Below are 11,469 nucleotides of genomic sequence, written 5' to 3'. Positions count from 1 at the left end.
GGCGGGGGGGCGGGGGGTTAGCGGGTGGGTTGGTCGTTGCGGATCATCAGGGCGGAGCGGAGGCCGGTGATGTCCAGCACGCGGAGCAGGAAGTCGCCCACGTGGGTTAGGACGAGCAGACTCTGCGCGTGACTGGCCTTGCGGCTGAGGACCACCAGGGTGCCCAGACCCTGTGAGTCGCAGAAGGTGACCCCGCCGAGGTCGAGCACGATGCGCGGTGGCGGGTCGGTCAGCACCTCATTGACGACTGTCGACAGCTGGGCGGCCGTGAGCATGTCGATCTCACCGGCGAGGCGCAGCACTGCTTCGTCGCCCGTCCGGTGTACCGTGATGGACAGTTCGGCACGATCCACCCGGTCAGCCTATCGCGATCTCGACCGCTCGGCCTGTCGAGGCGGGCCGACCGGGCCAGATCCGAGCGCCCGGCCGCCGGCCGGGCCCGCGGCGGGCCGCCGCCCGTGAGCGCGAGCGGGTGAGACTGGTAACCCCCATGCGGGGTGCCTGCCGATTCGCCGTCCGGCGCTGACACAATGGCCGCATCGTGACCGATATGTTTCCCGCCGGATCCGGCCGCTACCCGGCCGACGCGCCGGCCTCCGAGGCCCTGTTCGACCGCGCCCGCGCCCTCGTGCCGGGCGGGGTGAACTCGCCGGTGCGCGCGTTCCGCGCCGTCGGCGGCACCCCGCGCTTCATGGTCCGGGGGGAGGGGCCCTGGCTCTACGACGCCGACGACCGGCGCTACGTCGACCTGGTCTGCTCCTGGGGGCCGCTGATCCTCGGTCACGCCCACCCGGAGGTGGTCGCCGCCGTGCAGGCCGCCGCCGCCCGCGGCACCAGCTTCGGCACCCCGACCCCGGGCGAGGTCGAGCTGGCCGCCGAGATCGTCGACCGCACCCCGGTCGAGCAGGTCCGGCTGGTCAACTCCGGCACCGAGGCGACCATGTCGGCGATCCGGCTGGCCCGGGGCTTCACCGGCCGCTCCAAGATCGTGAAGTTCGCCGGCTGCTACCACGGGCACGTCGACGCGCTGCTCGCCGCCGCCGGCTCCGGCGTGGCCACCCTCGGCCTGCCCGACTCGCCCGGCGTCACCGGCGCCGCGGCGAGCGAGACCATCGTGCTGCCGTACAACGACGCGCGGGCGGTGGAGGAGGCGTTCGCCGCCGAGGGGCAGCACATCGCCGCGGTCATCACCGAGGCCGCCGCGGGCAACATGGGCGTGGTGGCCCCCCGCGACGGCTTCAACCAGGAACTGGCCCGGATCGCGCACGCGCACGGCGCCCTGCTCATCGTCGACGAGGTGATGACCGGGTTCCGGGTCTCCCGCTCCGGCTGGCACGGCCTCGACGCCAGCGACGCCGACCTGTGGACCTACGGCAAGGTCATGGGGGGTGGGCTGCCTGCCGCGGCGTTCGGCGGTCGCGCGGAGGTGATGGCCCGGCTCGCCCCGGCCGGCCCGGTCTACCAGGCCGGCACGCTCTCCGGTAATCCGCTGGCCTGCGCCGCCGGCCTGGCCACGCTCCGGCTGGCCGACGAGGCGGTCTACCGCAAGCTGGACGAGACGGCCGCCGTCGTGGGCAAGCTCGCGTCCGACGCGCTGGCCGCCGCCGGGGTCCCGCACCGGCTGTCGTACGCGGGCAGCATGTTCTCGATCTTCTTCACCGACGCCGACGTGGTCGACTACGACAGCGCCCGCACCCAGCAGGTGCCGGCCTTCAAGGCGTTCTTCCACGCGATGCTCGCGGCCGGGGTCTACCTGCCGCCGAGCGCGTTCGAATCGTGGTTCGTGTCGGCGGCGCTGGACGACGCCGCGCTGGAGCAGATCGCCGCCGCGCTGCAGGGTGCGGCCGCCGCGGCGGCGTCGGCGGGTCTCGGGGGGTAGCGGTGAGTACGACGGTGGTCCACGTGCTGCGGCACGGCGAGGTGCACAACCCGGACAAGATCCTCTACGGCCGGCTGCCCGGGTTCCGCCTCTCCGAACTCGGCGTGCAGATGGCCAAGGCGGCCGCCCAGGGGCTGGCCGACCGGGAGATCGTGCACGTGGTGGCGAGCCCCCTGGAGCGTGCCCAGCAGACCGCCGAGCCGATCGCGGCGCAGTTCGGGCTGCCGGTCGGGGTGGACGAGCGGCTGATCGAGAGCGCCAACTGGTTCGAGGGCAAGAAGGTCTCCCCGGGTGACGGCTCGTTCCGCGACCCGCGCAACTGGTGGGTGCTGCGCGACCCGGTCACCCCGTCCTGGGGCGAGGCCTACCGGGCCATCGCCGAGCGGATGTTCGCCGCCCTGCACGCCGCCCGGGTGGCCGCCGAGGGGCGCGAGGCGGTGCTGGTCTCGCACCAGTTGCCGATCTGGACGCTGCGCCGGCACGTCGAGCGCAAGCGGCTCTGGCACGACCCGCGCAAGCGGCAGTGCGGGCTGGCCAGCCTCACCTCGTTCCACTTCGAGGGCGCCAAGGTGGTCGGCATCGGCTACTCCGAGCCGGCCGCCCACCTGATCGCGATGTCGCCGACCGCCCGGACGGCCAAGGGGGCCTGATGAACGCCCGGAGGTGGACCGCCGGTCTGCTCGCCGCCGCCACCGCGGTGGCGATGGCCGCCTGCTCGCCGGGCGGCGGGGAGGAGGCCTGCGCCAACCGGGACGGCATCATCGAGTGCGCTCCCGACCAGCGGTCCGCCGCCCCGAAGCTCGCCGGTGAGCTGCTCACCGGCGGCAGCTACGACGTCGCCACCGCCCGCGGCCAGGTCGTGGTGGTCAACTTCTGGGGCTCGTGGTGCGCGCCCTGCCGCGCCGAGGCGGACGACCTGGAGGCCACCTACCAGGCCACCAAGGACTCCGGGGTGACCTTCCTGGGCATCAACGTGCAGGACCAGCGGGACAAGGCGAAGGCCTTCGAGGAGGGCCGGGTCAGCTACCCGAGCCTGTTCGACCCGCCGAGCCGGCTGGCGCTCGCGCTGGACATCCCGCCGAACACCATCCCGGCCACCGTGGTGCTGGACCGGGAGGGGCGGATCGCCGCGGTGATCCGGGCGGCGGTGAAGCAGGAGGGCCTGCAACCCATCGTCGAGCGGATCGCCGCCGAGTCGCCGGCGCCGACCGGTCAACGCTGATGGGCGAGACGTTCCGGGAGTTGGCGCAGAGCGGCCCGCTGCTGCTCGCCATCGGCGCGGCCGCGCTGGCCGGGCTGGTCAGCTTCCTCTCCCCGTGCGTGCTCCCGCTGATGCCGGGCTACCTGTCGTACGTGACCGGGCTGGCCGGGGCCGACCTGGAGGGCCGCCCGAAGCCCGGCCCGGCCGCCGGGGACGGCCCGGACACCCCGGCCGGCGGGGTGGCCGTCGCCGCCCGGCCGGCGGCCAGGACCGCTGTCAAGGGCCGGGTACTGGCCGGGACGCTGCTCTTCATCGCCGGCTTCACCGTCGTCTTCACCGCCACCGCGATCCTCTTCGCCGGCTTCGGGCGGATCTTCTTCGACCACGAGCGGACGCTGGAGATCGTCATCGGCGGGCTGGTGGTGCTGCTCGGGCTGGGCTACCTCGGGCTGGTGCCCGGAATGCAGCGGGAGTTCCGGATCCACCGGCTGCCCGCCGCCGGGCTGCTCGGCGCGCCGGTGCTCGGTGCCGTCTTCGCGCTCAGTTGGGTGCCGTGCGTCGGCCCGACGCTGGGCGCGGTGCTCGGCATGGCCGCCGTCGAGGGACAGACCGACCGGGCCGTGGTGCTGGCCGTGGCGTACTGCCTGGGGTTGGGGATACCGTTCGTCGTCTTCGGGCTGGGCTTCCAGCGCCTGCTCGGGGTGTTCCGCGCCGTCCGGCGCAACAGCCGCTGGGTCACCCGGATCGGCGGCGCCCTGCTGATCCTGATCGGCCTCGGGCTGGTCACCGGCGGGTGGACCAACTTCGTGATCTGGTTGCAGACCACCGTCGGGGTGGGCGAGGTGAGCATCTGATGACAGTCGTGGACGACCGGCCGGCGTCCCCGGCCGAGGCTCCCCGGCGCCGGCCCAACCCGGTGCTGGCCCTGCTGCGCAACTCCTGGCGGCAGCTGACCAGCATGCGTACCGCGCTGGTGCTGCTCTTCCTGCTCGCCGTCGCCGCCATCCCCGGCTCGGTGCTGCCCCAGCGCGGGGTCAACCCGGAGGACGTCCGGGACTACTTCGTCGCGCACCCCGACCTGGCGCCGGTGCTGGACCGGATCGGCGCCTTCGAGGCGTTCGGCTCGGTCTGGTTCTCCGCGATCTACCTGCTGCTGTTCACCTCGCTGATCGGCTGCATCACGCCCCGGCTGCGCGACCACGTCCGCGCGCTGCGGGCGAAGCCGCCGGTCGCGCCGAAGCGGCTGGACCGGCTGCCGCAGCACGCGGTGCTGGCCGCGCCGGCCGGCGGCGCGGCGGCGATCGCCGAGGTGCTGCGCCGGCGGCGCTGGCGGGTGGTGGTCCGCGGCGACGAGGTCTCCGCCGAGAAGGGCTACCTCAAGGAGACCGGCAACCTGCTCTTCCACACCTCGATGGTGGTGGTGCTGATCGGTGTCGCGCTCGGCTCCTGGTACGGCTGGAGCGGCAACCGGCTGCTGGTCGCCGGCGCGGAGAACGCGTTCTGCAACACCCAGCAGCAGTACGCCGAGACGAAGTTCGGCCCCCGGGTGAGCAGCGCCGACCTGCCCGGGTTCTGCCTGCGGCTGGACGACTTCGAGGCGGAGTTCCTGGAGTCCAACGGCCAGCCGAAGTTCTTCAACGCCAAGGTGACCGTCGACGAGGAGGGCCGCGGGCCGCGCCCGGCCGAGTTCTCGGTGAACTCGCCGCTGCGGGTCGACGGCGCCAACGTCTACCTGCTCGGCCACGGGTACGCCCCGGTGGTCCGCTACACCGACCGGTTCGGCCGCAGCCAGACCAGCACCACGCCGTTCCTCACCACCGGTGACGTCGGGATCACCGGCGAGGGCGTGGCCGCCTTCCCGGACGCCAACGTCGACCCGGCCACCGGGCGGCGGGACCCGGATCTCCAGATGGCCTTCACCGGCCTGTACCTGCCGACCGCGCCGCAGCAGGGCCCGTTCGTCCGGTCGGACTTCCCGGTCGAGCGCAACCCGCTGCTCAACCTGGTCGCGTACCGGGGCAACCTGGGTCTGGACGCGGGCATCCCCGGCTCGGTCTACGAGTTGGACCAGCGGCAGGTGCGGACCGGCAAGGTCAAGGAGGTCGGCACCAAGCTGCTCAAGGTCGGCGAGACCTGGACCCTGGACGACGGCACCCGGCTGGAGTTCCTGGGGACGCAGCCGTACATCGTGCTGTCCGTCCGGTACGACCCGGGCTCGACGCTGCTGCTGGTGAGCGCCGGGACGCTGCTGGCGGGCCTGATGGGCTCGCTCTTCGTCCGCCGCCGGCGGGTCTTCTTCCGGGTGCTCCCGGCCGGTGCCGTCGCCCCGGCGGGTGGTTCCACCGACCCGGCGAGTGGATCTCCGACGGGCGGTAGTAGTTTGGTCGAGGCCGGTGGGTTGCCGCGCACCGACCACCCCGGGTTCGCCGACGAGTTCGCCCAGCTCGTCGCCGCGGTCAGCGGTGACGGGCCGGCGGACGAGCGGGCCGGTGCGGATCGCGACGGAGGCGACCCGGCCGGAGCGCGAGAAGGAGCCGAGTGATGTCCGCACTCTCCGACCAGCTGGTGTCGTTCGCGATCCTGGCGTACCTGGTCGCCATGATCAGCCACGCCGTCGAGTACGCGCTCGGCAACGCCCGCGCCCAGGTCGCCACGCCGGCGCGGGAACTGGTCGGTGCCGGTGTGGGCGGGGCCGGGGGCAGCCTCCCGGCGGAACCGGCGGTGGCCGGCACGACCGCCGCCGGGCGCAGCGGGCACCGAGCCCGGCTGGCCGGCCGGATCGCGGTCGGCGTCACCGCGCTCGCCGCGCTGCTGCACTTCGGGGCGCTGGTCACCCGCGGCATCGCGGCCGACCGGATGCCCTGGGGCAACATGTACGAGTTCGTGCTCACGGTCTCGTTCATCGGCGTCGCCGCCTGGCTGGTGGTGCTCTGGAGGAAGCCGTCGCTGCGCCGCCTCGGGCTCTTCCTCACCCTGGTGATGGTGCTGCTGGTGGCCACCGCCGAACTGGTGCTCTACGTGCCGGTGGTGCCGCTGGTGCCGGCGCTCAACTCGTACTGGTTCGTCATCCACGTCTCGACAGTCGTGTTCAGCTCCGGCATCTTCCTGCTGGGCGTGGTGCCGGCGGTGGCGTACCTGATGCGGGCCGGTTACGAGCGCGGCCGGCGCAGCTTCCCGTACACCCTGGCCAAGCGGCTGCCGGCGGCCGCCGCGCTGGAGCGGCTGACCTTCGTGCTGCACGCCTTCGCGTTCCCGATCTTCACCTTCGCGGTGATCGCCGGGGCGATCTGGGCCGAGGCGGCCTGGGGCCGGCCGTGGGGCTGGGACCCGAAGGAGACCTGGTCGTTCATCTCCTGGGTGATCTACGCCGGTTACCTGCACGCCCGGGCCACCCCGAGCGTGCGGCGGAACGTGGCCACCTGGCTGGCCGTGGTCGGCTTCTGCACCATGCTGATGAACCTGTTCGGCGTGAACATCTTCTTCGAGGGCCTGCACTCCTACGGCGGCCTCGACTGAGGTCCGGAAGCTCCGGGTCGGGCCGGCCCGGGGCTACTCCGCCCGGTGACCGCCGCGCGGCGCGCTGCCGCGCCGCCGTACCGTCTCGTCCACCCGCAGGGTGACCTGGTAGGCCACCTCCGGCACGTCGGCCAGTTCGATCCGCTCCGCCCGGAGCGCCAGCTGGGCGTGCAGCTCCCGGGCCACCGCGTCCCGGATCTCGGCCAGCAGCGGCGACAGCCCGTCCGGGTCGCCCACGACGTACGCGTCCGCCATGCGCCCACCCTGCCCCCGCCGGGGGAGCCGGGCCAGCGCCGGTGAGATTTCTCGCCGGGCGACGGTCAGCCGCCGAACCAGCCGGGCACGTCGAGCCGGAACCAGTTGGCCGGGGTGACGGCGCGCAGGTCGTCCTCCAGCGCGGCCACCCGGTCCGCGCCCAGCGTGTCCGCCCAGCGCTGCCGGAGCTGGTCGAAGACCACCGCCGAGCGGTGCAGCCCGTCGTGCCCGCGCGGGGTCATCCGCACCAGCTTGCGCCGGGCGTCGTGCGGGTCGTCAGCGCGTTCCAGGTAGCCGAGGGCGACCAGCCGGTCCACCGTCTTGCCGGCCGCCTGCTTGGAGATGCCCAGCCGCTGGCCCAGTCCGGTGGCGGTGGTGCCGCCGGCGCCGACCGCCTGGAGCACGAAGCCGTGCAGCGGGCGCAGCTCGGGATGCCCCTGCCGGGCCAGTTCGGCGTGCAGGTCGTCGATGAGCGTACGGAAGCCGGCGAGCAGCAGCAGGGGCAGCAGGAAGCCGGGCCGGTCGGGGTCAGTTGCCATGTTCGACAACCAGGTTTACGATTCGGACAACCACGTTGACGATCCTACGTCACGGCCGGCGCCGGTCCGCGCGCCGGCGACCCCGCCCCGCGAAAGGTCACCCCGTGCCCGTCTTCACCTGCCACACCCCGGACACCGCGCCGGCCGCCGCCCGGCCCACCATCGAGGGGGTACGCCGCAAGCTCGGCCACCTGCCCGCCGCGGTCGGCCTGATGGCCGAGTCGCCGGAACTGCTCAAGGGATTCCTGACCGTCACCGGCATCTTCGACACCTGCGCGCTCGACCCGGTCGAGCGGGAGGTGGTGGTGCTGACCGTCGCCACCGGCAACGAGTGCCACCTCTGCGTCGCCATGCACACCGCCACGCTGACCCGGCACGGTGCCGCGCCCGAGCTGATCGAGGCGCTGCGCGCCGGCACGCCGCTGCCCGACGACCGGCTGGAGGCGCTGCGCCGCTTCACCCGGGCCGTGCTCGACCACCGGGGCGCGGTGCCCGAGGCGCAGCTCTCCGCCTTCCTGGCGGCCGGCTACCAGCCCCGGCACGCCCTGGACGTGGTGCTCGGCGTCGGCACGTACACCATCTCCACCTTCGCCAACCGGCTCACCGCCGCGCCGGTCGACCCGCCGCTGGCCCGGTACGCCTGGGCGCCCGCCCGCTGACCCCGCCGCCGGCGGGTCGCCCGGCGTTCGGCGGCGACCCGGCCGGCGGGCGGCTCAGCGTTCGGCGGCCACCCGGTCGAGCCACTCGCCGACCAGCGCGTCGAAGAGCCCGGGCTGCTCGATCTGCAGGTTGTGGCCGGCCACGTCGAGCACCGCGAACGTCGCCCGCGGGTAGTGCGGCAGCAGCGCGAACTGGTCGAGGTAGCCGGTGGCGTGGTCCTGCCGCCCGGTGAGGATCAGGGTCGGCCGGGTGAACGGCGCGCCGCCCTCCGGATCCTCGGTGAGGGTCCACCGCTGCCGGATCCGGGCCAGCGCCGGGGCGTCGGCGGCGTCCAGCCCGGTCATGATCTCCTCGCGGAACCGCCGCAGCGTCTCGGGCGTCTGCACCACCGCGATGTCGGCGAACTCCGCGGCGACGCGAGCGTCGGTCGCGGCGAGCAGGGCCGGGTCGGGGCGCAGCACCTGCGCCTCCGGCACCCGGCGCGCGGCGTTCTCCACGGCCGTGCCGATGGGGCAGATCAGCGCCAGCCCGAGCACCTGCTCCGGGCGGGACCGGGCGAGCGCGCGGGCCAGGTAGCCGCCGTAGGACTCGCCCACGAGCAGGAACGGCTCGTCGGCGAGCAGGTCGTCGACGAGATCCTGGACGGTGTCGAGCACGTCGTCGGAGCTGGCGATCTCCGCCGGCGCCGGCGACGCGCCCATGCCGGGCAGGTCCGGGTAGAGCCGCCGGTAGCCGGCGCGCCCGGCGAAGACCGGTTCCAGGCAGCCGAGCATCAGCCGGTGGTCCGGGGTCCACCCGTGCAGCGCCAGCACCGGGGTGCCCGCTCCCCGATCGACGACCTTCAACGACACGGACGTGCGGCGCGGCATCCCGGCTCCCCTCGTACTCCTGCGACGGCCCGGGGATGGTGCCACCCGGCACCGACAGTCCGACCGTTCCAGGGGCCGGTGTGGCAGAGCGCACACGGCCGGCGGCGGCATCCGCCCACCCGGCGTGGGCGGCCCGTCAGCGGGTGCGGGAGACTGGCTGGTATGGCGGCTCGTGGCTTCCCGTACAACGATCTCAAGGACTTCCTCGCGGCGCTGGAGCGCGCGGGCGAGCTGCGGCGGGTGAGCGCCCCGGTCGACCCCACCCTGGAGATCAGCGAGATCGTCACCCGTACGGTCCGGGCCGGCGGCCCGGCGCTGCTCTTCGAGCGGCCGACCCGCGGCGAGATGCCGGTGGCGATCAACCTGTTCGGCACCGAGAAGCGGATGGCGATGGCGCTCGGGGTGGAACACCTCGACGAGATCGGCGAGCGGATCGGCAACATGCTCAAGCCGGAGCTGCCGATGGGGCTGTCCGGGATGATGGACGGCCTCGGCAAGGTCATGCAGCTCAAGTCGATGCCGCCGAAGAAGGTCCGGACCGCCCCCTGCCAGCAGGTGGTCTACCGGGGCGACGACGTCGACCTGAACCGGCTGCCGGGGCTACAGGTCTGGCCGGGCGACGGCGGGATCTTCCACAACTTCGGGCTGACCCACACCAAGCACCCGGAGACCGGCAAGCGCAACCTCGGGCTCTACCGGCTCCAGCAGCACTCGTACAACACCATCGGCATGCACTGGCAGATCCACAAGAACTCCACCGCGCACCACGCGGTCGCCGAGCGGCTCGGGCAGCGGCTGCCGGTGGCGATCGCCATCGGGGCCGACCCCGCGGTCGCCTACTCGGCCAGCGCGCCGCTCCCCGCCGACATCGACGAGTACCTGTTCGCCGGGTACCTGCGGGGCGAGCGGGTCGAGATGGTGGACTGCCTGACCGTCCCGCTCCAGGTGCCGGCGCACGCGCAGATCGTGCTGGAGGGCTACCTCGAGCCGGGCGAGCGGCTGCCGGAGGGCCCGTTCGGCGACCACACCGGCTTCTACACGCCGGTGGAGCCGTTCCCGGTGATGCACGTCGAGTGCATGACCATGCAGCGCAACCCGGTCTACCACTCGATCGTCACATCCCAGCCGCCGCAGGAGGACCACGGTCTCGGCAAGGCCACCGAGCGGATCTTCGCGCCGCTGCTGCGCTTCCTGATCCCGGACATCGTCGACTACGACCTGCCCGCCGCCGGGGTGTTCCACAACTGCGCGATTGTGTCGATCCGCAAGCGCTACCCGAAGCACGCGCAGAAGGTGATGAACGCGATCTGGGGCGCGCACATGATGTCGCTGACCAAGCTGATCGTGATCGTCGACGAGGACTGCGACGTGCACGACTACAACGAGGTCGCCTTCCGCGCCTTCGGCAACGTCGACTACGCCCGGGACCTGCTGCTCACCGAGGGCCCGGTGGACCACCTGGACCACGCGTCGTACCAGCAGTTCTGGGGTGGCAAGGCGGGCGTCGACGCGACCCGCAAGCTGCCCGAGGAGGGCTACACCCGGGGCTGGCCGGAGGAGATGCGGATGTCGCCCGAGGTGGTCTCGCTGGTCGACAAGCGCTGGAAGGAGTACGGGATCTGATGGCCGTCGTCGACGCCCCGGTCGAACGGCCGGGCCGGGTCAAGTCCTTCCTCAAGCTGGTGGCGATCGAGCACTCGGTCTTCGCGCTGCCGTTCGCGTACCTGTCGGCGCTGACCGCGATGCAGGTCGACGGCGGGCGGGTGCGCTGGCTCGACCTGCTGCTGATCACCGTGGCGATGGTCGGGGCGCGGACGTTCGCGATGGCCGCCAACCGGATCCTCGACCGGCGGATCGACGCGCGGAACCCGCGTACCGCCGGGCGCGAGTTGGTCACCGGGGCGGTGAGCCTCCGTACGGCCTGGACCGGCGCGGCCGTCGCGCTGGTGGTCTTCCTGGCGGCCGCCGCCCTGCTCAACCCGCTCTGCCTGGCACTCGCGCCGCTGGCCGTGGTGCCGCTGGTGGTCTACCCGTACGGCAAGCGGTTCACCAACTGGCCGCACGCCATCCTCGCGGTCGCCCAGGCGGTCGGCCCGGTCGGCGCCTGGCTCGCGGTCACCGGCACCCTGGACGGCTCCGGACCGGCCTGGCTGCTCGGCGCGGCGGTCGGGCTCTGGATCGGCGGCTTCGACCTGATCTACGCCTGCCAGGACGCCGAGATCGACCGGCAGATCGGCGTGCACAGCGTGCCGGCCCGGTACGGGCTGCGGTTCGCCCTGCACGCGTCGACCATCGCGCACGTGGTGACCTTCGCGCTCTTCGTCTGGTTCGGCGCGCTGGTCGGGTTCGGCTGGCTCTGGTGGATCGGCCTGGCGCTGACCGCTGTCGCCTTCGGCTACCAGCACCTGGTGGTCAGTCCGACCGACCTGAGCCGGGTCAACCGGGCGTTCTTCACCGCCAACGGCTTCGTCGGCATCGCGCTGTTCGCGTTCGCCCTGCTCGACCTCGTGGTCCGGCTCGGCCTGCGGCCCTGACGGGGTCGGGTCGCCG

The 11,469-nt window shown here is 73.2% G+C and carries 13 protein-coding genes; 9 read left to right on the top strand and 4 right to left on the bottom strand.

Features of this window, described 5'->3' with window-relative positions:
- Positions 1–17 precede the first annotated feature (17 nt).
- Positions 18–353 carry an STAS domain-containing protein gene (locus Q3W71_RS08375; RefSeq protein WP_302918679.1) on the bottom strand — a complete coding sequence of 112 codons (336 nt, stop codon included), beginning with the start codon at positions 351–353 and terminating at the stop codon, positions 18–20.
- A gap of 188 nt (positions 354–541) precedes the next feature.
- On the opposite strand from Q3W71_RS08375, the gene hemL reads away from it, so the two are divergent.
- Genes hemL through ccsB form a run of 6 tightly spaced genes read left to right on the top strand, consistent with a single transcriptional unit; the run spans position 542 to position 6,596 of the window.
- On the top strand, positions 542–1,879 hold the full coding sequence (gene hemL / locus Q3W71_RS08370; RefSeq protein WP_302918678.1) for a glutamate-1-semialdehyde 2,1-aminomutase: 1,338 nt from the start codon (positions 542–544) through the stop codon (positions 1,877–1,879).
- 2 nt (positions 1,880–1,881) lie between these two features.
- Positions 1,882–2,529 (top strand): histidine phosphatase family protein, encoded by a 648-nt coding sequence (locus Q3W71_RS08365; RefSeq protein ID WP_302918677.1) that lies wholly within the window; start codon positions 1,882–1,884, stop codon positions 2,527–2,529.
- Entirely contained in the window at positions 2,529–3,101 is a 573-nt protein-coding gene (locus Q3W71_RS08360; protein ID WP_302918676.1) for a TlpA disulfide reductase family protein, read from the top strand. The genes Q3W71_RS08365 and Q3W71_RS08360 overlap by 1 nt, the downstream gene beginning before the upstream one ends.
- On the top strand, positions 3,101–3,934 hold the full coding sequence (locus Q3W71_RS08355) for a cytochrome c biogenesis CcdA family protein (protein WP_302918675.1): 834 nt from the start codon (positions 3,101–3,103) through the stop codon (positions 3,932–3,934). Before Q3W71_RS08360 ends, Q3W71_RS08355 begins: the two co-directional genes overlap by 1 nt.
- Positions 3,934–5,622 (top strand): cytochrome c biogenesis protein ResB, encoded by a 1,689-nt coding sequence (locus Q3W71_RS08350; protein ID WP_302918674.1) that lies wholly within the window; start codon positions 3,934–3,936, stop codon positions 5,620–5,622. The genes Q3W71_RS08355 and Q3W71_RS08350 overlap by 1 nt, the downstream gene beginning before the upstream one ends.
- Positions 5,622–6,596 (top strand): c-type cytochrome biogenesis protein CcsB, encoded by a 975-nt coding sequence (gene ccsB / locus Q3W71_RS08345; RefSeq protein WP_302918673.1) that lies wholly within the window; start codon positions 5,622–5,624, stop codon positions 6,594–6,596. The genes Q3W71_RS08350 and ccsB overlap by 1 nt, the downstream gene beginning before the upstream one ends.
- A 33-nt stretch (positions 6,597–6,629) precedes the next feature.
- Here the strand turns inward: ccsB and Q3W71_RS08340 are convergent, their stop codons facing one another.
- The gene (locus Q3W71_RS08340) at positions 6,630–6,851 is read right to left on the bottom strand and encodes a hypothetical protein (RefSeq protein WP_302918672.1); all 222 of its coding nucleotides are present in this window, start codon (positions 6,849–6,851) and stop codon (positions 6,630–6,632) included.
- Between the two features lie 65 nt (positions 6,852–6,916).
- The gene (locus Q3W71_RS08335; RefSeq protein ID WP_302918671.1) at positions 6,917–7,390 is read right to left on the bottom strand and encodes a MarR family winged helix-turn-helix transcriptional regulator; all 474 of its coding nucleotides are present in this window, start codon (positions 7,388–7,390) and stop codon (positions 6,917–6,919) included.
- A 104-nt stretch (positions 7,391–7,494) separates the two neighbouring features.
- On the opposite strand from Q3W71_RS08335, the gene Q3W71_RS08330 reads away from it, so the two are divergent.
- A complete protein-coding gene (locus Q3W71_RS08330) occupies positions 7,495–8,049 on the top strand; it encodes a carboxymuconolactone decarboxylase family protein (RefSeq protein ID WP_302918670.1) in 555 nt (184 codons plus the stop codon).
- Between the two features lie 54 nt (positions 8,050–8,103).
- Here the strand turns inward: Q3W71_RS08330 and Q3W71_RS08325 are convergent, their stop codons facing one another.
- Entirely contained in the window at positions 8,104–8,919 is an 816-nt protein-coding gene (locus tag Q3W71_RS08325; RefSeq protein WP_302918669.1) for an alpha/beta fold hydrolase, read from the bottom strand.
- A 162-nt stretch (positions 8,920–9,081) separates the two neighbouring features.
- On the opposite strand from Q3W71_RS08325, the gene Q3W71_RS08320 reads away from it, so the two are divergent.
- Entirely contained in the window at positions 9,082–10,542 is a 1,461-nt protein-coding gene (locus Q3W71_RS08320) for a menaquinone biosynthesis decarboxylase (RefSeq protein WP_302918668.1), read from the top strand.
- Positions 10,542–11,453, top strand: a complete 912-nt coding sequence (gene mqnP / locus Q3W71_RS08315) for a menaquinone biosynthesis prenyltransferase MqnP (protein WP_302918667.1) — start codon at positions 10,542–10,544, stop codon at positions 11,451–11,453. Before Q3W71_RS08320 ends, mqnP begins: the two co-directional genes overlap by 1 nt.
- The last annotated feature ends 16 nt before the right edge of the window (positions 11,454–11,469 follow it).

The organism is Micromonospora sp. C28SCA-DRY-2, assembly GCF_030519475.1.
Lineage (GTDB): Bacteria > Actinomycetota > Actinomycetes > Mycobacteriales > Micromonosporaceae > Micromonospora.
The sequence above is the reverse complement of the archived record's forward strand: the minus strand, read 5'-3'. Positions and strand labels throughout refer to the sequence as shown.